This window comes from Bacillus sp. FS02 (assembly GCF_024398395.1).
Taxonomy (GTDB): domain Bacteria; phylum Bacillota; class Bacilli; order Bacillales; family Bacillaceae; genus Bacillus; species Bacillus altitudinis.
This window is the reverse complement of record NZ_CP074101.1, coordinates 2,598,350-2,620,779: the sequence shown is the minus strand read 5'-3', so window position 1 is coordinate 2,620,779 and position 22,430 is coordinate 2,598,350. Positions and strand designations below refer to the sequence as shown.

At 40.8% G+C, this 22,430-nt stretch carries 23 protein-coding genes and 1 other RNA gene; 7 read left to right on the top strand and 17 right to left on the bottom strand.

All coding sequences use genetic code 11. The features are described 5' to 3' along the window. Nucleotides 1-176: 176 nt before the first annotated feature. From KFQ09_RS13255 to KFQ09_RS13245, 3 genes are all read right to left on the bottom strand, one after another. Nucleotides 177-590 carry a disulfide oxidoreductase gene (locus KFQ09_RS13255; protein WP_007500241.1) on the bottom strand — a complete coding sequence of 138 codons (414 nt, stop codon included), beginning with the start codon at nucleotides 588-590 and terminating at the stop codon, nucleotides 177-179. Next, entirely contained in the window at nucleotides 587-1,303 is a 717-nt protein-coding gene (locus KFQ09_RS13250) for a DsbA family protein (RefSeq protein ID WP_008347618.1), read from the bottom strand. The genes KFQ09_RS13255 and KFQ09_RS13250 overlap by 4 nt, the downstream gene beginning before the upstream one ends. 116 nt (nucleotides 1,304-1,419) lie before the next feature. Beyond that, nucleotides 1,420-3,519, bottom strand: a complete 2,100-nt coding sequence (locus tag KFQ09_RS13245) for a heavy metal translocating P-type ATPase (protein ID WP_050827632.1) — start codon at nucleotides 3,517-3,519, stop codon at nucleotides 1,420-1,422. Between the two features lie 422 nt (nucleotides 3,520-3,941). On the opposite strand from KFQ09_RS13245, the gene KFQ09_RS13240 reads away from it, so the two are divergent. From KFQ09_RS13240 to KFQ09_RS13230, 3 genes are read left to right on the top strand one after another with little or no spacing between them, the layout of a single operon-like run. Beyond that, nucleotides 3,942-4,685, top strand: coding sequence for a metal ABC transporter ATP-binding protein (locus KFQ09_RS13240; RefSeq protein ID WP_008347622.1), 744 nt, complete (start codon nucleotides 3,942-3,944; stop codon nucleotides 4,683-4,685). After that, entirely contained in the window at nucleotides 4,685-5,557 is an 873-nt protein-coding gene (locus KFQ09_RS13235) for a metal ABC transporter permease (RefSeq protein ID WP_007500236.1), read from the top strand. The genes KFQ09_RS13240 and KFQ09_RS13235 overlap by 1 nt, the downstream gene beginning before the upstream one ends. A 13-nt stretch (nucleotides 5,558-5,570) precedes the next feature. After that, nucleotides 5,571-6,509 (top strand): metal ABC transporter substrate-binding protein, encoded by a 939-nt coding sequence (locus KFQ09_RS13230; RefSeq protein ID WP_025207974.1) that lies wholly within the window; start codon nucleotides 5,571-5,573, stop codon nucleotides 6,507-6,509. A gap of 38 nt (nucleotides 6,510-6,547) precedes the next feature. Here KFQ09_RS13230 and KFQ09_RS13225 read toward each other — a convergent pair whose 3' ends face one another. Further along, nucleotides 6,548-7,096, bottom strand: coding sequence for a hypothetical protein (locus KFQ09_RS13225; protein ID WP_047945414.1), 549 nt, complete (start codon nucleotides 7,094-7,096; stop codon nucleotides 6,548-6,550). Nucleotides 7,097-7,184: 88 nt separating this feature from the next. On the opposite strand from KFQ09_RS13225, the gene KFQ09_RS13220 reads away from it, so the two are divergent. Further along, a complete protein-coding gene (locus KFQ09_RS13220; RefSeq protein WP_050826611.1) occupies nucleotides 7,185-7,793 on the top strand; it encodes a TetR/AcrR family transcriptional regulator in 609 nt (202 codons plus the stop codon). Between the two features lie 14 nt (nucleotides 7,794-7,807). On the opposite strand, the gene KFQ09_RS13215 is transcribed toward KFQ09_RS13220, so the two are convergent. From KFQ09_RS13215 to KFQ09_RS13170, 10 genes are all read right to left on the bottom strand, one after another. After that, entirely contained in the window at nucleotides 7,808-8,743 is a 936-nt protein-coding gene (locus tag KFQ09_RS13215) for a response regulator (RefSeq protein ID WP_050826612.1), read from the bottom strand. Continuing rightward, the gene (locus KFQ09_RS13210) at nucleotides 8,740-10,056 is read right to left on the bottom strand and encodes an ATP-binding protein (RefSeq protein ID WP_017368058.1); all 1,317 of its coding nucleotides are present in this window, start codon (nucleotides 10,054-10,056) and stop codon (nucleotides 8,740-8,742) included. Before KFQ09_RS13210 ends, KFQ09_RS13215 begins: the two co-directional genes overlap by 4 nt. 117 nt (nucleotides 10,057-10,173) lie before the next feature. Further along, the gene (gene aspA, locus KFQ09_RS13205; protein WP_007500224.1) at nucleotides 10,174-11,619 is read right to left on the bottom strand and encodes an aspartate ammonia-lyase; all 1,446 of its coding nucleotides are present in this window, start codon (nucleotides 11,617-11,619) and stop codon (nucleotides 10,174-10,176) included. Between the two features lie 16 nt (nucleotides 11,620-11,635). Next, nucleotides 11,636-12,913, bottom strand: a complete 1,278-nt coding sequence (locus KFQ09_RS13200; protein ID WP_007500222.1) for a cation:dicarboxylate symporter family transporter — start codon at nucleotides 12,911-12,913, stop codon at nucleotides 11,636-11,638. 256 nt (nucleotides 12,914-13,169) lie between these two features. Next, nucleotides 13,170-13,367, bottom strand: a complete 198-nt coding sequence (locus KFQ09_RS13195; RefSeq protein ID WP_017359236.1) for a hypothetical protein — start codon at nucleotides 13,365-13,367, stop codon at nucleotides 13,170-13,172. After that, nucleotides 13,364-15,799: a heavy metal translocating P-type ATPase gene (locus KFQ09_RS13190; protein ID WP_255835744.1), complete on the bottom strand. Its 2,436-nt coding sequence runs from the start codon at nucleotides 15,797-15,799 to the stop codon at nucleotides 13,364-13,366. Before KFQ09_RS13190 ends, KFQ09_RS13195 begins: the two co-directional genes overlap by 4 nt. Nucleotides 15,800-15,883: 84 nt before the next feature. Next, the gene (gene copZ / locus KFQ09_RS13185; protein ID WP_017368060.1) at nucleotides 15,884-16,090 is read right to left on the bottom strand and encodes a copper chaperone CopZ; all 207 of its coding nucleotides are present in this window, start codon (nucleotides 16,088-16,090) and stop codon (nucleotides 15,884-15,886) included. An 83-nt stretch (nucleotides 16,091-16,173) separates the two neighbouring features. Then, a complete protein-coding gene (locus KFQ09_RS13180; RefSeq protein ID WP_255835743.1) occupies nucleotides 16,174-16,479 on the bottom strand; it encodes a metal-sensing transcriptional repressor in 306 nt (101 codons plus the stop codon). 97 nt (nucleotides 16,480-16,576) lie between these two features. Continuing rightward, on the bottom strand, nucleotides 16,577-17,032 hold the full coding sequence (locus KFQ09_RS13175) for a DUF6376 family protein (protein ID WP_024719824.1): 456 nt from the start codon (nucleotides 17,030-17,032) through the stop codon (nucleotides 16,577-16,579). Between the two features lie 255 nt (nucleotides 17,033-17,287). Then, nucleotides 17,288-18,886 carry a histidine kinase N-terminal 7TM domain-containing diguanylate cyclase gene (locus KFQ09_RS13170; RefSeq protein ID WP_255835742.1) on the bottom strand — a complete coding sequence of 533 codons (1,599 nt, stop codon included), beginning with the start codon at nucleotides 18,884-18,886 and terminating at the stop codon, nucleotides 17,288-17,290. A 64-nt stretch (nucleotides 18,887-18,950) separates the two neighbouring features. Between KFQ09_RS13170 and KFQ09_RS13165 the strand changes: the two genes are divergently transcribed. Continuing rightward, a complete protein-coding gene (locus tag KFQ09_RS13165; protein WP_017359231.1) occupies nucleotides 18,951-19,106 on the top strand; it encodes a hypothetical protein in 156 nt (51 codons plus the stop codon). 19 nt (nucleotides 19,107-19,125) lie between these two features. Then, complete coding sequence (locus tag KFQ09_RS13160; protein WP_017359230.1) at nucleotides 19,126-19,371, top strand: hypothetical protein; 246 nt, start codon at nucleotides 19,126-19,128, stop codon at nucleotides 19,369-19,371. 102 nt (nucleotides 19,372-19,473) lie between these two features. On the opposite strand, the gene KFQ09_RS13155 is transcribed toward KFQ09_RS13160, so the two are convergent. Further along, nucleotides 19,474-20,040: a hypothetical protein gene (locus tag KFQ09_RS13155; RefSeq protein ID WP_017359229.1), complete on the bottom strand. Its 567-nt coding sequence runs from the start codon at nucleotides 20,038-20,040 to the stop codon at nucleotides 19,474-19,476. A 427-nt stretch (nucleotides 20,041-20,467) separates the two neighbouring features. Here KFQ09_RS13155 and KFQ09_RS13150 point away from each other — a divergent pair, with 427 nt between their 5' ends. Next, nucleotides 20,468-21,304 carry a hypothetical protein gene (locus KFQ09_RS13150; protein WP_017359228.1) on the top strand — a complete coding sequence of 279 codons (837 nt, stop codon included), beginning with the start codon at nucleotides 20,468-20,470 and terminating at the stop codon, nucleotides 21,302-21,304. A 110-nt stretch (nucleotides 21,305-21,414) separates the two neighbouring features. On the opposite strand, the gene ssrA is transcribed toward KFQ09_RS13150, so the two are convergent. Beyond that, nucleotides 21,415-21,778: a transfer-messenger RNA gene (gene ssrA, locus KFQ09_RS13145) on the bottom strand. Between the two features lie 180 nt (nucleotides 21,779-21,958). Further along, nucleotides 21,959-22,429: an SsrA-binding protein SmpB gene (smpB, locus tag KFQ09_RS13140; RefSeq protein WP_008347658.1), complete on the bottom strand. Its 471-nt coding sequence runs from the start codon at nucleotides 22,427-22,429 to the stop codon at nucleotides 21,959-21,961. Nucleotide 22,430: the final 1 nt, after the last annotated feature.

The following is a 22,430-nucleotide window of genomic DNA, read 5'->3' as shown; positions in this document are numbered from 1 at the left end:
TGAACTTGATTTTAGCCCTTTGTTTTTTTCAGCGTGATAGAAAACCTTTGCAGTCTAGGAAGGACGAGTACTGGCGCGGAGCGAATTTGACATTCGTGAGCACCAGCACGCAGGACTGACAAAGAATGCGAGGGTTTGTCTACACGCTGCAGCCTGCTTAAAAGCAGGCTATCTCCTCAATCTTCTTTTGCATTTAAAAGTAGCATACTAATGATGATCAGAATAAATGCAATGAGAGCTAAGAGTGGAATGGTGATAAAACCAAACCAGTTCAGATAATCAACGGAACAAGGAATACCGCTTAGACAAGGGCGAATCGATGCAAAGCCTGGAATCTTTTGTTCCATATAATGATAGATGGAAAAGCAAGCACCAATCCCGGCCAAAGGGAGAACGTAGTACTTCACTTTGACATCGCCACGGAATGTAGCAATTCCAAGTAAAAGCACAAGCGGATACATGAAAATGCGCTGAAACCAGCACATATCACATGGAATAAACTTCTTTACTTCACTTAAATACAGGCTGCTCATCGTCGCCACAATCGAGACGATCCAAGCGCTGTATAAGTAAATCAGTTTATTCTTCATGATTTTTTCCCTTTCAGCTCTTGATCAATTAATTCTTTGATTTCATCATAGTCATAAAAGTTTTGGACTTGTTTATTGTTAATGAAAATAGTTGGTGTTGCATTTACTTTGTATTGATTCACCAGCTGATCATCTGTGTTCAACTGTGGCTGATATGTTTTCTTTGATAGGTTATCTTTCAGCTTGTCCGTATCAATTTTCGTTGTCTTCTTCGCCAATTCGGTGAGCTTTGCTGGCGTTACCCATTCTGCTTCACTATCTGGTTGTGCGTTGTAGACCGCTTCATGAAATGCCCAGAAGTTTTTCGGATCTTCTTTCCACACTTCTTCAGAAGCCAGTGCTGCTAATACCGCACCGTCCCCATGAACAGGCAGTGGTAAATTAATAAATGAGAAGGATACATCGCCATTATCTATGTAGTCTGCTTTCAATTTTGGGAAAATGTCTGTCTCAAATGATTTACATGATGGACATTTGTAGTCCCCAAACTCGACAACTTGCACTTTTGCCTTTTGATCTCCCATGACAGGCTGTCCTTTAATAGACGGCTTACTGTCGACTGTTTGTGCTTCTTGGCTGTTGTTGTTACCGATCACAACGAAAATACCGATGAGAAGAGCTGCAATGATGGTTAATATAACTGCAAACTTGATGGATGAAGATTGATTATTTTTTTTACTCACAAAAGCACCTACCTTATCTTTTTCATTCATTCCTTCACAAAGAAAAAGGATAACAGCTCAGGAAAATGCCATTATCCAACTTCTTCTATTTTAACAAGAGGGGGTCTATTATGAAAGACGCTATTCATGAATTTTTCCTTACAATTTTATTTCATGACCCTCATCGCATTTAAAACAGCCAGTACAGTGACACCAACATCCGAGAAGACGGCTTCCCACATCGTTGCAATACCGAATGCACCAAGTATGAGAAAGACGGCCTTCACCCCAAGAGCAAACGCAATATTCTGCCATACGATGGCTCTCGTTCTTTTAGCGACAGCAATGGCTTCCGCTACCTTTGATGGCTGATCTGTCATAATCACAATATCAGCCGCTTCAACTGCTGCATCCGAACCAAGCCCACCCATGGCAATACCTATATCCGCTCTTGCCAAAACCGGCGTATCGTTTATGCCATCACCAACAAACAATAATTTGTCTTGAGATGCTTTTTTCTGATACATGTCTTCGATTTTGGCGACTTTATCCTGTGGCAATAATTCAGTGTGAACTTCGTCAATGCCGATCTGCTGTGCGACTGCATTTCCTACTTGCGCAGCATCCCCTGTAAGCATCACGGTTTGAATGCCCGCAGCTTTTAGAGAAGATATCGCTTCAACTGCATCGTCTTTTACTTCATCTGCAATCAAGATAGATCCCGCAAACTCACCGTCTATTGCTAAATACACAACCGTTCCGCTTCGTTTTTCTTTTTCAAAAGAAATGCCTTCTCGTTCCATCAGGCGATGGTTACCTGCCAATACATGGGCTCCGCGAATTGTCGCTTTGATCCCATGACCCGCAATATCCTCGTAAGATTCGATCTGGCTCTCATCAAGAGACGCTCCGTAAGCCGCTTTAATCGATTCTGCAATCGGATGCGAAGAATGTGCTTCTGCCAGTGCCGCAAAAGAAAGCAATTCCTCTTCTGACCATTTCTCATTCGCTGCTTCGATATGAGTGACTGTAAAGTTTCCTTTTGTCAAAGTACCTGTTTTATCAAACACCGCATAGCGCACAGAGTTTAAGGCTTCCAAGTAGTTACTGCCTTTCACTAAAATGCCTCGTTTTGATGCGGCACCAATCCCGCCAAAGAAACCTAATGGAATGGATACAACGAGAGCACATGGACACGAAATGACAAGGAAGACAAGTGCCCGGTACACCCAATCAGACAATTGAGCTGATGGGATGAGAAGCGGTGGTACAAAGGCAAGCAATAAAGCTAGCACGACCACAGCAGGTGTATAATATTTAGCGAACTTTGTGATAAAGTTTTCTGTCTGCGCTTTACGGCTGCTTGCATTTTCGACTAAATCTAAAATCTTCGTAACCGCTGACTCACTGAGCTCTTTTTGCACTTCAATTTCAAGAATGCCGTTTTGGTTCACAAATCCAGCAAGCACTTCTTTTCCTGCTTCCACATCTCTTGGAACAGACTCCCCAGTTAGTGCAGAGGTATCCACAAGAGAATAACCGTCTATCACGCGTCCATCCAAAGGAATTTTTTCACCTGGTTTGACAACAATACGGTCACCCGCTTTGACTTCTTCCGGCTTTACCTTTTTTGTTTCTTGCCCCACTTTGAGGTTTGCGTATTCTGGACGGATATTCATTAATTCGCTAATTGATTTTCTAGAGCGGTTCACAGCTGCCCCTTGGAACAGTTCTCCAATTTGGTAAAACAGCATGACTGCCAATGCCTCAGGATACTGCTGAATCACAAAAGCACCAACTGTAGCTATGGTCATTAAGAAGTTCTCATCAAATACTTGACCGCGCACAATATTTTTCAGCGCTTTCAGGACAACATCTCCGCCAACGAGTAAATACGCGGCGAAAAACATGATGAACTTCAGTAAGCCATTGTCAGGTATAAAATAAGCCGCCGTTCCAATGACTGCACCACCAATTAATTTCAGTACAATCGTTTTTAAATTCTTTGTTCCATGATCGTGATCGTGGTGATGTCCTTCTTCTTTTGGTGATACACTCACATGAGGTTCAATGGACTGAACGGTTTTTTCAATACGCTTTGACATCGTTTCTTGTGCATCAGCATGTGTCACAGTTAATGTACCCGTCGCAAAATTAATTGAGCAGGCTTCAACCCCTTCGAGTTTGCTGACACCTGTTTCAATTTTACGTGCACAGTTTCCACAATCGAGACCGCTTAATACGTATTCATCCTTCATCTTTTTCATGTTCTCACCTTTTTCTATATAAGTAGCCTTCCCTGATTCAATCAAACCTATCAGCTGCTGTAGATATTATATATGAGCACATATTCATATATTGAATTACCCTTATTATATGAAGAGTTCTTACAAACTGTCAATCATTTATAAGCAAATGTTTGAGATTTTTCGTATTCAAGGATGTCACGTGAATTTTCAATAATCCATGCTCATGTCCCCTCTTCGTTGCATAACATAAAAACGATCGCTTGATGGGAATATTCAGCATTTCTCTTTACAAAAGAAGGACATACGATTAGAATAAGATAAAAGTTTCCTTAAGGAAACAAATTAGCGTTAGAGAATCATTTCATCCTTTAGTCAAAATTATTAAATGTATGCATATATTTTTAGGAAACGCAATTGATGATCGAAAGGGGCCGCAAGAGATGTCAAACGCTTTAACAATCGACCGCCTGTATGTCTCATACCACGGACAGGATGCACTAGAAAACGTCTCTCTTTCCATACAGGAAGGAACGATGACTGGAATCATTGGTCCAAATGGTGCTGGTAAATCGACTTTATTGAAAGCATGTTTAGATTTAATTGAAAAGGATCAAGGGGATATTCGTTTTTTTGAACAACCCTTTAAACAAGTGAGAAAACAGATCGCCTATGTACCGCAAAGAAATGATCTAGACTGGACGTTTCCTATCCATGTGCTGGATACCGTACTGCTTGGCACATACCCAAAGCTCGGATTGATCAAACGACCGAAAAAAGAAGACCGTGCCTATGCGTACCATTGCTTAGAAAAGGTCGGGATGCAGGACTTTGCCAAAAGACAGATTGGGGAATTATCTGGCGGTCAGCAGCAGCGTGTCTTCCTTGCGCGAGCACTCGCTCAAAACGCACAGCTCTTTTGTTTAGATGAACCATTTGTCGGAATTGATATGGCAAGTGAAGAAACGATGATCGGCATTTTGAAGGAATTACGAGATGAAGGAAAAACCATTCTGGTCGTCCACCATGACTTAAGTAAAGCCGATGATTACTTCAGCCATCTCGTTCTTCTAAATAAAAAGCTGGTCAAAGCAGGGCCTGTACATGATATTCTTCGTCCTGAGGTCATGCTCCAAGCATACGAAACACAACTGCCATTTTTAAAATCAGCAGGAGGAGACGCGTAATGGAATTCTTAACCGGACTTTTTGAATATGCGTTTTTACAAAAAGCGTTATTTACATCCGTTATGGTAGGGATCATCTGCGGCGTCATTGGCTGCTTTATCATTTTACGGGGAATGGCTTTGATGGGAGATGCGATTTCACACGCTGTACTTCCAGGTGTCGCCATCTCTTATATGCTCGGCATTAACTTTTTCTTTGGTGCGGTTCTAACTGGTGTACTGACAGCCATCGGCATCGGATATGTCAGTCAAAACAGCCGCATTAAAAATGATTCTGCCATCGGCATCGTATTCACTGCTTTTTTTTCCATTGGGATCATTTTGATTACATTTTTGAAAAGTTCCAGCGATTTATATCATATCTTGTTTGGAAACGTACTAGCCGTTCGTTCATCTGATATGTGGATCACGCTTGGCATTGGCATTTTCATTTTGCTGGCTGTCATTGTTTTCTACAAAGAACTGCTCATTAGTTCATTTGATCCAGTGATTTCTTCGGTTTACGGTTTACCGAATCGCATGATCCATTATTTCCTCATGACCTTATTGACCTTAGTGACCGTGGCATCTCTGCAAACTGTAGGTATTATTCTTGTTGTTGCAATGCTTATTACACCAGCTGCCACCGCTTATTTACTGACAGACCGGCTATGGATCATGATTTATTTATCTGCTTTTTTTGGAGCAGTTTCAGCCGTCGTAGGACTTGGGCTCAGCTTTACGTATAACTTATCGTCTGGTGCTTCCATTGTGCTGGTCGCGACCATATTATTCGGCAGTGCCTTTATCTTTTCACCGAAACAAGGGATATTGTGGAGATCCTTAAAATCGAAGCGAAAACGAACACAGTTAAAAAAGGAAGCGTCTATGTAAAAGGAGGACATATATGAAGAAGGTATTAGCAATCCGTTTGACCGCAGTATGTATTGCCCTTTTGGTCATCGCAGGCTGTTCTACTCAGCAAAAGAGTTCCGGAAAAGATGACGGTACATTAAAAGTTGTCACGACCTACTCCATTCTTTATGACATTGTGAAGGAAGTAGGCGGACAGCATGTCTCTATTCACAGCATTGTTCCCATTGGTACAGACCCACATGAATTTGACCCACTACCAAAGGATGTTCAGTATACGACGGATGCAGACCTTGTTCTATCTAATGGCTTGAACCTTGAAACAGGGAATGGCTGGTTTCAAAAACTGCTTGAATCGAGCGGCAAGGACGGAGATGATGCACCTGTAGCCGAGCTGAGTAAAGGCGTCAAAGTGAAGCATTTGTCTTCAAAAGGGCTTGAAAGCCAGCAGGACCCACACGCATGGCTGAATGTCGAGAATGGGATTCTTTATGCGCAAAATGCCAGAGATGCGCTCATTCAAGCAGATCCTGAGCATAAAGAGGATTACGAGAAAAATGCTGAAACCTATATCAAAAAACTTCAAACGCTTCACGATGAAGCAAAAGACAAGTTTGATCAACTCCCAAAAGACAAAAAACTCCTTGTCACAAGCGAAGGGGCATTCAAATATTTTGCGGATGCGTATGGACTGAAAGCCGGCTACATTTGGGAGATCAACACAGAAAGTGAAGGAACTCCTGGACAAATGAAGCGCATCATTCATTTTGTTAAAGACCATCAAGTTCCTGCCCTTTTTCTTGAAACAAGTGTAGATAAGCGCAGCCTTGAAAGCCTATCTGAGGAAACCGGAGTTCCGATTAAGGGGAAAGTATTTACGGACTCTATTGGCAAAGAAGGTGAAGATGGGGACAGCTACTATAAGATGATGAAATGGAATATTGACACCATTTACAAAGGATTGTCCTCATAGCAAAAAGACAGGTGGAATGAGTCCGCCTGTCTTTTTTGTCAACCTGCTATATTTTCCGGGTGTTTTTTCGGCCAAATGACGTAGCTGATGCTAATGATGAAATCAATGGTTAAGACCATCCCCCACACACTGACAAGCTGCATCAGAGATTCCGTTCGTTCTGGTGCTTGGATGAGATAGGTCAATCCATATAACAGCCCCGCTCCGATGACATAAGAGATGAAATGACGCGTCCAGCCCACCATCTCATACAAAGACCGCTCCTTCCCGTACTTTGGTTTTCCCTTCGGCTTAGGGCCTCCTGCAAAACGATAAGCAAACTTAGCATCCGCCCATTTCACCATTTGATGTCCAAAGGCCAGACTCACACCAATATAAACAGCCGCAAGCCCGTGAATGACGCTCGCCACAGCCCCTTGCTTTAAATCTATATAAGTAGCCGCAAGAAGGATGAGATCTAAAACCGGCGTACAGACAAGAAAGAAAGCACCCCATTTTTTCTGTTTAAACACATAACGCAGTGTTAAGCCCATAAGAATAAACAGCCAAAAACCAATTTCACATGCCACAATCAATAAACCGACCAATTTCCCCACATCCTTTTTAACACGATTGTATTAAATAAAAAATAACACAACTGTGTTAAAAAAACAATAGCTGTGCTAAAATCAAGGTATGCCAAAAATCGTCGATCACCATAAACAAAAACAAAAGGTCGCTCAAGCTGCTATGAGAGTGATTAAACAAGAGGGATTGGAAAGCGCTTCTGTACGAAAAATAGCCGTTGAAGCTGGCATTTCAGCCGGCTCTATGCGTCATTATTTTTCCACACAGCAAGAATTATTTCTATTCTCCATGAATTTAATTCAGGAAAGAGTGAAGGAGCGAATTGCTAAGCTTCCATTAAACGGTTCAACAGAGGAAAATGTATTCACTTTATTGGAGCAGGTTCTTCCACTAGACGAAGAACGAATATTTGAAATGGAGGTGTGGCAGGCTTTTACAGTCAAGGCACTGACTGAACCAGATTTACAGCCGCTCAATGCAAAGATGTATGACGAGCTTTTTCAAACCGTTCAATTTTGCTTAATGAAATTGAAAGAGGATGAGCTACTGCTAGATCATCTCGATCTTTTATTAGAAACTGAGCGGCTTTATGCGGTCATCAATGGGCTTGCATTGAATGGAATCGTACAGCCCCATCGTTTACCGCCACAGCTCATGCGCTCCGTGCTACAGATGCATCTTCAATCCATCACAAAAAAAGACATGCTCTCCTTATAGAGAGCATGTCTTATTTAATCTTCCATGAAAATACGTTTCGCCTCGTAATAGAGCACCTGTACAAATTTCTTCACATTGATACGTGTGTGCTCTTCTCTTCCACTTTTCTCTTTTGTGAGTTCACTCATTTTCTTACGCACAATGGTAAAATCGAAAAATTTTGATGCATAGTTTTCAAAGGTTGGGTGAGAAAAATCGGTTAACCCGAGCGAGGCGATGTGTTTCAATGATTGGTTGATCGCACGTCTTACCCGCTGTTCCGCTGCTTTTGCTTCTCTTGCGATGTCTGCTGATGTAAAAGGTTCGTTTAATTTATCCTCTGTGATGCCAGTGAAAATTACTTTTAATGAAGGAAAAGAGTCGTGCTGATCGGCATGTAACGCTAAATACTGATCTGTGAAAAGAATCATATCTAGTAAATCCTTAGACCCTTTTTCGCCGACAATCCCAAGCTCCGCCAGCAAAAACTGACCTGCCTCTGCAAGACTTTTCCCGCGCTGCTTCGTTTTCGTGGTCTGTCCGCGCTGCTGGAACTGCATGACCGATTTGAGCGAATGCTGAATATTTTCAATTGAGTGCTCTAAATGCAGACGTTCAATCATGAGGTGGAGCACACTTAAGACCTCTACCCGATTGATCGGCTTTGTCACATAATACTCGACACCGAGCGTATATGCCTGGCCGATGAGTTCCTTTGTTTCTACCTGTGACAGCATTAAATATTTCCCATGAAATTCATCCTTGATCGCTCGAATCGTCTCAAGACCGTCCCTTTCCGGCATCAGAAGATCAATACACAAGATATCAATATGCAAATCATTTAAGTAGCTCGCTGTTACTTCAGCACCATCCTCTGCTTCCCCTGCCACAATGCCAAGCTCTTCATCTTCAATGAGCTGTGCCAGTGAAGAACGAACGGCTTCATCATCATCAACAATAAAAAATCTCATCTCCCATTCCCCTCTTTTCTGCTGACTTGATCAATTGGTATCGTTAAAGTGAACATCGTTTGTTGATTTGGGATACTCTTCATTTCAACACTTCCGCCAAGCTTCTCGGCTGTGTCTTTCACATAGGAAAGACCGATGCCGCTTGATGGGTTCCCGGCTTGGTCGTATTTTAAAGTGAAGCCCGGTTTAAAGATCACATGATGGTTACGCTCTTTAATGCCTGGACCGTTGTCACTGATTTGAAAAATTACATCATTCTCTTTCCGCGAAATGGATAGTGATACCTCTCCATTTACTGGAATCGCTTCAACGGCATTGGATACAATGTTATTTAATAAAGATAGAATGGTATACACATGATAAGCAGGGTGCTGTCCTTCTTCATCATAATGAAAAACGATGTGTTTTTTAAGAGATTCCGCGTAATTTTCATGGATACGAATCACAAGTCCAGCGATATGAGCAGGACTTGCATACTCCTGAAAGTTTTCCTCATGAATCAGTTTTGATAAGGCAGAAAAAATCCGCTGATTATCCTTTTTGATTTCGTGTACCTCACCTGCAATTTGCAGGGCTGTTTTTCCGAGTTTTTTTAAATCTAATGATTCCGTATCCTTTGCATGATGCAGAGATTGATACAATTGATATGAAGTAGCTGTAATGTGCTCAGCATGTGCAAGGGTTTTATAAAAATATGTAGATTCCGTATAAAGATTCGACAGCAGCATCAACAGGTGTTCCTTTTCCTTCTTCATTTGGCGCTCTCTCGCCTGTTCTTCGTATAATCGAATCATCGTATAACAAGCCAATACGAAAAAGCTTCTGAAAATCGCCAATACAAATAGTTGAAACAGCGTTCTCACTGTTAAAATTTCATCAATGGCTCCCCTGAGTGCAATCATTTCGACTACACTTGCACATAGTTCCATGATAATCCCTGTCGCCCCAATGAGCCAAGGCTTATCACGGAAACGTCTGACCTGTAATACATAAAAAAGCGTACCATAGACGACGTAATACAGCAGGGAAGGAAATCTTAAAGAAACGGCCTCTTCCAGCGCTAAGTGGCCTGACACAGCGGTATCAAGAAGCACCCGGAATGCAAACACTGATCCCCCCGCAATGATGCCGCTTGCCCATGCCGGGAATTTTTTCATTTGAAGCAGGATAAAGAAAAAGACAACGGTTCCAAAGCTGACCCGAAAGCTATCCTCAAATGGATAAAATTTCAGCTCTCCCCCAATCGGAGTCAGAACAATGAGCATGATAATTAAATAAGGCTCTGTATTCAACCATTTTTTCAGTAGATTCAAACGCAGTCACATCCCTAATAATTGACGATAGTATACTATGTGAGCTTCAGAAAAACAAACAGTCCATGAAAAAACGCACACCGGACATTTGTCGGTGTGCGCTTCTCATGATGCCGCTTAATCTTCTAAACGATCCTTTTCTAAAAGTGATGCGCCAGCAATACCTGGTTTTGTCATTTCAAAAGGATTTAAGATGATATCAAGCTCTTCCTCTGATAACACATCATTTTGCAGACAAAGCTCACGTACAGATACGCCTGTAAGAATCGCTTCTCTCGCAATTCGTGCAGCAGCTTCATAACCAATATGCGGATTGACCGCCGTCATGACACCAGCACTCTTTTCTACATATTCTTTTAATCTAGATTCATCTGCTTTTAGGTCACGCAAGCAGTTATCGACAAAGGATTCAAATACATTTTTCATCATACTGAGAGACTGTAGTAAGTTGAATATTAAAACTGGCTCCATGACGTTCAGTTCAAGCTGACCAGCCTCTGATGCAAGGCAGATCGTGTGGTCATTTCCAATGACTTGGAATGCCACTTGGTTCATGACCTCAGGCATCACTGGGTTGACTTTCCCTGGCATGATAGATGAACCTGGCTGTCTCGGCGGCAAGTGCAGCTCACCAAAGCCTGCTCTAGGACCTGAAGCCATCAAACGAATATCGTTTGCCATTTTGGACATATTCATCATACATACTTTCAGTGCAGCTGATACTTCTGTATAAGCATCTGTATTTTGCGTAGCATCGACTAAATCTTCTGCTCCAACTAACGGCAATCCGCTAATGTCAGCTAGATAACCAACGACCTGGCGAATATATTTAGGATCAGCATTCAGTCCTGTTCCAACTGCTGTTGCGCCCATATTGACTTCATATAAATGCTGTCTAGACTGCTTGATTCGTTTAATATCACGAGCAAGAACCTTTGCATATGCACTAAACTCTTGACCAAGTCTGATTGGAACAGCGTCCTGAAGATGCGTACGTCCCATTTTGATGACATGATCGAATTCTTGCGCTTTTTCTGTCATGACTTGATGCATGTTTTCCATCGTATAAAGTAGTTTTTCAATCATATTCAATGTTGAAATATGAATCGCTGTTGGGAAAACGTCGTTTGTTGACTGCGACATGTTCACATGCGTGTTTGGACTTAGCTCAGTATAAGCGCCTTTTTCCTTTCCTAGTAGTTCAAGCGCTCTGTTTGCAATGACTTCATTGGCATTCATATTCATTGAAGTGCCAGCTCCGCCTTGAATTGGATCGACAATAAATTGATTGTTCCATTTTCCTTCAATCACTTCATCTGCGGCTTGAACAATTTTTTCTCCAAGACCAGCATATAGTCGCTTTGTATCCATATTTGCAAGTGCGGCTGCCTTTTTGACAATCCCTAATGCTTTGATGAGTTCCTCATGAACATGGTAGCCAGTAATTGGAAAGTTCTCTACTGCACGTAATGTTTGAATTCCATAATACGCTTGAGTGTCTACTTCCTTTTCACCTAGAAAGTCTCGTTCGATACGAACTTGCTTGTCCTGTAGCTTCGTCATTTGAAAAGATCTCCTTTTACGCTGCTTTTGTTTGTTGTTTTAATTCCTCAATATACTTCTTCGATTTCTCTTGATCAAACACTTTTTCCCACTTAGACATGACAATGGCTGCAAGTGAGTTACCAAATACGTTAACAGTTGTACGAACCATGTCAAGGATACGGTCGATCCCAACGATGAAGGCAAGTCCTTCAAGTGGAAGTCCCATTGCTCCAAGTGTTGTGATGACAACAACGATCGATGCACCTGGTACACCAGCCATTCCTTTTGATGTGAGCATTAAGATTAATAGTAACGTAATTTGCTCATAGATGGAAAGAGGCATGCCGTACATTTGTGCAACAAATATGGCGGCAATGGATTGATAGATGGCACTTCCATCTAAGTTAAAGGTATAGCCTGTTGGGATAACGAACGACGTGATCGCTTTCGGGCAGCCGAACTTCTCCATTTTGTCCATTAGTCTAGGCAGTACAGCTTCTGAACTTGCTGTTGAGAATGCAAGAATGATTTCTTCTTTTAACACTCTAAATAGTGTAAAGACGCTTGTTCCAGCTAATTTTGCGATAATGCCAAGTACGACAATCACGAAGAATGCCATTGTGCCGTAAACGACAAGTACCAGTTTACCTAGCGGGAGAAGCGCTCCGACCCCGAATTTGATCACCGTCACACTGATGAGCGCGAATACACCAAATGGTGCAAACTTCATCACTTTATTGGTCACCCAGAACATTGCTTCGAGTATCCCCTCAAAGAATCCTAACACTGGTTTTCCTTTGTCTCCAACTGCTGCAATTCCTAATCCGAATAACACTGTAAAGAAGATTGTTGGTAATAGATCACCTTCTGCAATGGATTGGAACACGTTTGTTGGCACAAGATGCACAATCGTTTCAGAGAAACTAGCTTTTTCGGCAGAAGACTTAGATGTCTCTTCATATTTAGAGATATCGCCTTTCTCCATGTTACTCATATCAATTCCTGTACCAGGATGGAAAACGTTTGCTGCAAGCAGTCCAACTGCTAATGCAATCGTTGTCACAATTTCGAAGTAAAGAATCGTTTTCCCACCGAGTCTTCCGATGGTTTTCATATCGCCTACACCTGCAACGGCTACAATCAATGCAGCAATAACAATTGGAAGAACGATCATTTTAATTAAGTGGATGAATATATCGCCAATCGGCGTTAACACATTAATAACGGTTTCATTTTGATAAAATAGTGCTCCTACGACAACACCCAAAACAAGTGCGATGAGTATTTGAGAAGCTAACCCTAACTTTTTCATACGTGGACCCCCTTTTTTTGATAACGCTTTCTTTGTTGCCTAATCGCATCTTAACGATGAACCTACAAAAAACGACAAAAAGGAACAAAAAGAAGTGAATTTTTTATGAAAAATCTTTTAAAAGGTGGGTTTTTCCACAAAATTGTTAAAAAAAGACTTCGCTTTTGGCGAAGTCTCAGATTATTGACAAAGGGCTAAAATGAACTTTATTTTAGCCCTTTGTCTTCTTTTCAGTGTGATAGAAAACCTTTGAAGTCTAGAAAGGACGAGCACCGAAGTGCAGGACTGACACCGAATGCGAGGACTTCGCTTCTGATGAAGTCTCATGTTGCATATGATCAGCTGGCGGCTCTTGAAGAGGAGAAAGTTCGACATAAATCGCATAACCTATCAGTACAAAGGCTACATAAATCACAGCACTCAACGTCCACACCCATTTGACATTCAGCTTCATTTTGCCACACCCTCTCTGACAGGTTTCAATCGCTGTAATCTTAGTGCGTTCAGCACAACCGATACAGAACTAAAGGCCATTGCCGCTCCTGCAAGCCATGGTGCCAGGAACCCAAATGCGGCGACTGGTATGCCAATACAATTGTAAGCAAGTGCCCAAAATAGATTCTGTTTAATGTTTCTCATCGTTTTTCTGCTAAATTCAAGTGCATCTGCAATGGCATGGAGATCTCCAGTCATGAGCGTAATATCTGCCGCTTCCATGGCAACATCTGTACCTGTTCCGACAGCCATCCCGATATTTGCTGTTGCAAGGGCAGGGGCATCATTGATGCCGTCTCCAACCATCGCCACTTTTTTTCCTTGTTTCTGAAGCGCTACAATATGAGCCGCTTTTTCCTCTGGAAGAACTTCAGCGATGACATGATCTATGCCTGCCTCACTCGCAATCGCTTCTGCTGTGCGTTTGTTATCTCCTGTCATCATCACGACGTGAATCCCTTGCTCTTTGAGACGAGCGACCGCTTGAGAAGAAGACGATTTGATTGTATCAGCAACGGCGACAATACCTGCTGGCTCGCGGTCAATGGCAATGAGCATCGCCGTTTTTCCTTGTTCTTCAAGCTCAGTCACAACTGCTTCTAGTGCTTCGCAGCTGATATGATGTTTCTTTAAGAGCTTCCGTGTGCCAATCAAAAGCTCATGTCCCGCAGCCCTTGCTTCAATTCCATGACCAGGATCTGCTTGAAAAGCTTCTACCTCGACCGCTTGGAGACCCCGGTTCTTCATGCCTTCTGTAATCGCTCTGGCAAGTGGATGCTCTGACTGCTGTTCTGCCGATCCTGCTAACTGAAGCAGCTTATCTTCTGTCCAATTGGCAGACGCAATCACATCTGTAAGACTCGGCTCCCCTTTTGTCACAGTCCCTGTTTTATCTAGCACTACTGTATCTAGTGATTGGGTTATCTCTAAATGCTCTCCGCCTTTAAACAGAATCCCTGATTCAGCTGCACGGCCGCTGCCTGCCATAATAGAGGTCGGTGTAGCAAGGCCAAGAGCACAAGGACATGCGATGACGATGACCGCTATAAAGGTTTCAAGGGCTGCTGTCACATTTCCTGGATCAACAAAGATATACCAAATCAGAAAAGTGAGCACAGCCAATCCTACAACAATGGGGACAAATATCCCTGAAATTTGATCTGCCATTCTTTGAATTGGTGCTTTTGAGCCTTGCGCTTGTTCGACGACTCGAATGATTTGTGAAAGAGCCGTTTCTTTTCCTACTTTTGTTGCTTTCACTTTCACAAATCCATTTTTATTGATGGTTGCCCCGATGACTGTATCTCCTGTGGTTTTATCAACTGGCAGACTTTCTCCTGTAATCATCGATTCGTCGATCGCTGTTGTTCCTTCGATGATTTCTCCGTCTACCGGGACTTTTTCACCTGGCTTGACGAACACAAGATCATTCACTTTCACTTCAGAAATAGGAACAGTCATTTCTTTCCCATCTCGCTCTATCACAGCTTCTTTCGCTTGTAAGCCCATCAGTTTTTGAATCGCTTCTGATGATCTCCCTTTCGCTCTTGCTTCCATTAACTTTCCGAGCACAATTAGCGTAATGAGCACAGCACTCGTTTCATAATAGAGGGCCGCTTCATGTGTGCCTTGAACCGCTGATTGAATACTTTCATATAAACTATAGAAAAAAGCAGCCGATGTCCCTAGTGCCACAAGGACATCCATATTGGCACTTTTATTTTTCAACGCTTTATAAGCACCTACATAAAAAGGCCAGCCGACAATGAACTGGACGGGCGCTGCTAATGCGAGCTGAACCCATGGATTCATAAACGCTTCTGGCAGCCAAATAAACGATGTGAAAGAAAAATGACTGACCATTGCCCAAAGAAGAGGCAATGACAAGATCATTGAGAACAAAAAGCGTGCCGTTTGTTTCTCAATCGCTGCTTGACGATGGTCTTTTTTCCCTTCCTCCGCATGCTCTTCGGCTGGTTCGGTTAATGAATACCCAATGGATTTCACAGCCTCTTTTATGTCACTTGGAGATATTTTCCCTGGATGATATGTCACCTGAAGTGACTCAAGCGCAAAGTTCACTGATCCTTGATCAATACCATCCATCCGGTTGACTTTTTTCTCAATTCGGTTTGCACAAGCCGCACATGTCATTCCCTCTATATCAAATTCAGCTTGCTCCATCACCACATCATAGCCAAGAGATTGAATTTTTTGTTTTAGATCCTCTGCTGTGAGTTGTTCTGTTTCATACACAATGTGGGATGTTTCAAGCGCAAAGTTCACACTGGCGTCGTCCACACCTTCCAACCTGTTCAAGCCCTTTTCAATGCGGCCTGCACAGGCGGCGCAAGTCATTCCCGTAATTTGAAAATCAATTTCTTTTTTCATTTATCTCACCTCTCCATATACTCCATGGGGGTATTGTTATTTTTAAAAAAATACGTGCTGTCTTATGCAGCACGTATGCTCATTTTATACGACATCATATCCCTGTTCTTCAATGACATCAGAGATCTGGTGTAACGTGATTTGATCTGGGTGAAAGGAAACCTCCACCTGCCCCTTATCTAAATGGACTTTTACAGATTCAACACCTGCTAATTCTCCTACATTTCCTTCGACTGCTTTCACACAATGTCCGCAAGACATGCCTTGCACTTGTAGTGTTGCTTGTTCCACTTCTCATCGCCTCCATCAATCATTTTCTATTTTTACTATACCCTAGTAGGGTATCATTGTAAACATAAATGATCCTCTGTTTGCTACGATTTTGTCAGCTTCGTGAAGACATTCATTAACTCCTCAATCGCTTCATCCCCATTACCGCTCTTAATGGCATCCGCTACGCAGTGGTGTGTATGCTTTTCCATTAATTGAAGACTCACTTTTTTTAAAGCTGCATTGATAGCAGAAATTTGATTCACGACATCTATGCAGTAGCGATCGTTTTCAATCATTTGCTGAATCCCTCGCACTTGGCCTTCCACTCGTTTTAAGCGATTGATTAATTGCTCTTTTTCCTTCTCAGCTCTAGGCGAAGCGATATGTCTTTCTTCTTGTTCTGTCATCTGATCACCTTTTTTCTATCATACTTGTGTTACATTCAATTAAAGCATATCTTCACCTGAAAAGGCAAAGATATGCTGTGATCACCGTTTGCTTATCCTAGTTTGTTAGTTGTTCAATATCTTGCAAAAGGCTGACCGATTGCTGAAGCTGCTTCATGAGCCCTTGCTGATCCTCTAAAATAGCTGCAGCATCGAAGTTGTCCATTTTCAATTGCTGTAAATAGGTTTGAATCTCCTCTGACAGCACTTTATTTTTCTCTATGATTTGTGCATGCAGGTCTTCTGCTATTGATGGGGCTGTGAGTTCATTAAATTCTTGAATGTCTGCTTTCAATGATTCCAGTTGCTGCGTCAAATCTGCTCTTTTGGCAGCATCTTGTACAGCTTCTTCCGCAAGCTGTGGAAAATCCTCTGTGAATTGCTGAATATCTGTCACATACTCATTTGCCTCTGTGACATATGTCGTTGTATCGTTTACTTGGTCTAACAGTCCTGAACATCCACTTAACAAAAACGTACCGGTAAATAGAAACGCCATCACATATTGTTTCAAGATCCATCATCCTTTCATCTGCTATGTTGAAACCCCTCATTTGTCCAGCTTCCACCCACACAGATGCAAAAAGATCTTAAAAAAAGCCAGACCTTTGCCTCATGTGTGATAGGCAAAGGTCTGGCTAACATGTTCATGCCGGAATGGCCGAGAAACAACGGATGTTTCTGTAATGACGACCAAACCGTAAAAGCTACTCCCCTTTAGGAAACCGTTCAAATGTTATGTTTATCATATCTAAATGAAGGACAACAGTCAATGAGAAGCAGGCGGGAGATCCTGCTTTTGGTATAGCATATAGTCCGAACCAGTTGATGCATAAATCCGATTACGTCCTTGGCGTTTTGACATATACAAGGCTTGATCTGCCTCAAATAGAAGCGTTTCTAATATAGAGGGATCATTCGCTGTATGGGCGACGCCAAAGCTTGCTGTCACTCTTACTTTTTTCTCATCTGTCTGAAAGAAACTCACTTCAAATGAATGTCTCATCTGTTCCGCAACATGACATGCCTCTTCAAATGAATGATGTGGGAGACAAATGGCGAACTCTTCTCCACCATATCGGCCAAATAAATCATCCATCTTCAAATGCTGCTGACAAATGGACACAACATGACGCAACGCCTCGTCTCCTATATGATGTCCGTGCGTATCATTGATTTGTTTAAAGAAATCAATATCAAATAGCAATATCGCAGTATCCTGCGCATCCTCTTCCAATAACATCTGCGTTCGTTCAATAAAAGAAGATCGATTGAAGATATTCGTCAAACCATCAATATATGCTCGGCGCTCCAGCTCTTCCTGCAATAGTCGCTGCTCCGTAACATCGCTGATTACAATTTGCCTGCCCTCGACTTCGCCTCTTCTATTAAAAAGAGAAGAAGCAGTGAGATGATAATAGAAGGGCTGCTCTTTTTCCCACATTAAATCATACTGTGAATGATCCTGCGGAGAACGTAGCCACTGTATAAACGCTGGTTCTTTGATGATCCCTGAGAATATATCATCGATTTTATAGCCGATTCCCTTTTTAGCGAGCACAGGAATGATCAATGCAGCCGCAGGGTTATAATCAATCAGTGTTCGGTATCGATCCAATAGGAGAACACCTTCTGACATATGTTCAAACACACGCTCCATCGCAATGGGAGAGAGCTTAAAGAGATGAAAAGACATAATCGCCCATAAGTAGAGTGCGTTGGTTAAAAACATCACCACTGGTACTGGGTCAATGTGAAAAGGCGTGACACCTAATAAATAGATAAAAGAGGTCGTGATCGGCAATAATATTCCAACGAGCAAGATCAGAACCTGTTTCAAATATTCTCTCTTCACACGTAAAAACCAAAGCAGCATAAAAATAGCGAGCATAGAACAGCCAAATGTATAGACCCCATGAATGATATACCAATAACCAATGGTAAAATCAGCTAATAAAAAACCGTCTACTGTATTCATCGTGATGCTTCGGTAAAAGAGTGAATGAAAAGAGTTGGTGAACACCAGAATGGTGGTTAAAATTGGAATCAGCAAGAAGAGAATCACGCGGCGCTTTGTTACATATTGATGGAAACCAGTAAACTGCAGCACAATCATCAGGCTGAACGGTGCAATAAACGGAAGACCTATGTATTGAAAACTAACCCAGAATGTAATTTCTTGAGGGGTGCGCGCCAATAATTCAAATGTATGTCCAAAAATATAAATCGCAGTTGCTCCAGACATATACATAAACAATTGACAGCCAATATACCGATGGCGATTTGCATGAGCAATGATTGATAATATTACGGACAGAATGCCAGAAACACTCATGATCACAATAAAATGTAAAACAATCGAATCCATGTAAACGCCCCAATTTCAGTTATTTAGAACTAGTCTAATCTTACTATATATGAGGACGTCTCAAATGGGAAGATGTGATTTTGATTTGGTTGGCGGTTTTTTGGAAAGCGTTCGTCATTTTACTAGTCGTGGCGCCTTATCTGTTCATTACTTTTTACTTATTTTATGGATAAAGCATATTGTAGCAAGTGAAATATCTGTACAATGTGGAGATGAATGAAAAGGAGGCTTGATAGGAGATGACTTTTTTGATCATCATGGCAGGTTTGTTCATGCTGATTCTTTTAGAGAAGCCATTTCAGAAGAAACGATCTGAGCTGTTATTTTTGATGAGTTATTTGCTGCTGATTGCGGTTTATGTGATTCAGACAACATTTGTGGAGATTATGCCTGATGGGCTTTTGTTGATGATGGCGGTGATTGTGGTTTGTCCTTTGTTTATTCGGTTGGTTCGGTTTTCTTCAAGGAACTTACATGAAAAGTAAGAAGGATGACAGTATGTAGCATCCTTCTTACGTTGTGAACTAAACTCGTTATTCTTAAGACCCTCTGAGCTTTGTAAAGCAGACGTCTTTTTCTTTACTTAATTATGAATTTGATTTATCTTTTTGTTTTTCATTTGATTTATTGTCTTTCATTTTACTCATCTCTTTTTTAGCATTATCCACTTCTTCTAAAGCTTTTTTCATTCTAGAATTCATGAAACTTAAATCATCATCACTGACTTTATCTCGCTTGATTACTTTTAAGATATCTTTGAAAAGTGATTCAAATTTGTCATCCGCTTTCACCAAGTACTCGTTTACTTTTTTATACGTATCAGGAACTTTAACTTCTTTGTCTTTGGCTTCGCTGAGTAATTCTCTCATGCTATCAATCTTTGTCTCAACATCACTAGCCCATTCTTTATCGTAAACCTCGTCTAAAGGAACCAACGATAAAACAAAAGACATAATTCTTTCTTCAAACCGTTTTAGATATCCCTTATACCATGATGCATATTCGCTATCAGTCATTTTTTCTATTTTTTCTTGTTTTGCTGCTGCTTTGTTTGATGAACCGTTTTCTGATTCATTTTTACCGCATGCTGTACCCATCATCAATGTAAATACTAAAAGAAATACTGAAATGATTGTCTTTTTGTTTGTTTTCATTTTTATGAATTACTCCTTATCCTTTGAGACTTTTTCTAATTCGTCAACTACTTTAGCTGTTTCATCATATGCTTTGTAGGGTCTATTCGAACTTTTTTCTTTTAACTAAAATGTCCCCCTGTCATTATCTGGTGATATTTCCCTACAAATTATCATCGGTTAAAAAATAGGTATATTTAGGTATTCTCCCTAACTTTCTAATAAAAAATTCTATAAGAAACAACCTAAGCATCTATCTTCCAGACACTAGATACGACGGCTTCTGAAAGTTTAGAAACAAGCTACATTGCCGAATCGCTTCTTAATTTTTGAATTTCAAGTGTGAAATGAATTACATGAAGTATATTAAAGTATAATAAAGAGGTTAAAAAATGAAGTTAGATAATCTTCTAATAAATAAAGAGTGGACATAAAGGAGAACTTACGAATGACTTTTGATGAATTAATGGAACTTTCAGAAGAAGAATTTATAAATTATGATTTCAAAAGAGAGGTTTTTGATTTAAGAAATTTAATATATGATGAAAAAAACCCTATTGCAAATATTATTCTATATAAAGGTAATATTTATGGTTCCCAATCTGATTGTGATAGATTACCTTTGACCCTCGAAATATACAAACGCTTATGGGGAAATCAATTTGAATTCTGGAATACTAAACAAACAGATTTTGTTGAGGCAAATGGAGAAACAATGAATTCATTTGTAACTCCTTACAAAGCCTTTTATAAGGAGACATATGATTTATCTAATCCTATATTTAAAGATTATGCAAAATTAACACACACAGTAGGTAATTTTATACCTGTATACGCCATCAAAAATAATAAAAATTGGTTTTCTCCTTTTAATAGCAAACGTTATAAATCTACCTATGATTATTGGGATCTAACTTTGAACCATATTAAAGTCATTTTAAATGATTTTATGAATAGTAATGATTCTATTGAGATTTTTTTAGAAAACACAATGAACAATAACACTTTTAAGTATAAAAAATATATTATTGAATCCGCTAAGTGGATTTTAAGTTTTAAAACTTGGCCTAATTTTGTGGAGAAGAATTTTTTGCAGAGCTTTTTAGAAAACCCAAAAGATTTAACCAGTGAACCAAAAGAATTTTGGCGCAATCACTTTAAAGGAACAGTTAGTACCAAAGATGAAAATAATCTGAGTGAATTTTTAACTTTTGTTAATCAAGCTATTCTTGAACGAAGTTCACTTATATATAAACAACTGAAACTAAATTATGAATTCCTATAATATTTGTAACAGCAACATATAGCAAAAGTTCATTGCAACTATAAAATTTCACGTATTTAAAAAGTGTCAAAACCCTTATCTAACATGGGTTTTGACACTTTTTTAAAATCATATGGAGACGGTGGGAGTCGAACCCACGTCCAGAGACATCGATTACTTAAGCGTCTACGAGCGTAGTCAACATATTTACGTGTTCACTCATCCTCATGCCTGCTGACGGGCGCTTGGAGAGCTAGTCTGATGGATCTCTTCTTACGTCCTCAGACGAAAACGTAAGCGTAGCCTACTTCATTGGGCTCCTCACAGACACATAGGCGATGTCAGGAAGAGCTCGCTGCGCTTATTAGGCAGCTAGTGCTAAGTTTTGGTTAAAACTTTTAGTTTTGCCAGTTACATTTAGGTGCGTGTTAACGAGATCGCCTCTCGGCTCGCAGCCTAAGCTCGAACCATCCCTGTCGAATCCGTAACGTCCCCTTGTAAAAGGGATATACGGGATGGAAACGTTCTTTAGCTTAACTGCTTCCGTATATGACTATTATAACAATCTCATCGCTCGAAACAACTGGTGGTTTCTGTAAAAAACGACGATGATTGTTTACTGCATAACATATTGTAGCATAATGCTTCCGCTCTCAGCAAGCCATCTGCATGCGTCTAGAATTGCTTTTGCCGGTCACGGAAAGCACGCTCGATTTCACGTTTCGCATCTTTTTTCTTCAGATCTTCACGTTTATCATATTTCTTCTTCCCTTTACCGACTCCAATTAGCACTTTGGCAAAGCCATTTTTCAAATAGAGTTTAATGGGAACAAGTGAGTAGCCCTCTTCCTTTGTCGCACCAATCAATTTGCTGATTTGCTTGCGATGAAGAAGCAGCTTTCTCGTTCTGAGCGGATCATGGTTATAACGGTTCCCCTGCTCGTATGGGCTCACGTGCATATTGTGAAGAAACACTTCTCCTCGTTCGATTTTGGCAAAGGAATCTTTTAAATTCACTTTTCCTGCTCGAATGGATTTGATTTCAGTTCCTTGTAATACAAGGCCGGCTTCGTATGTTTCTTCTATAAAATAATCATGATTGGCTTTTTTGTTTTGGGAAACAACCTTTCCCTCTCCCTTTGGCATT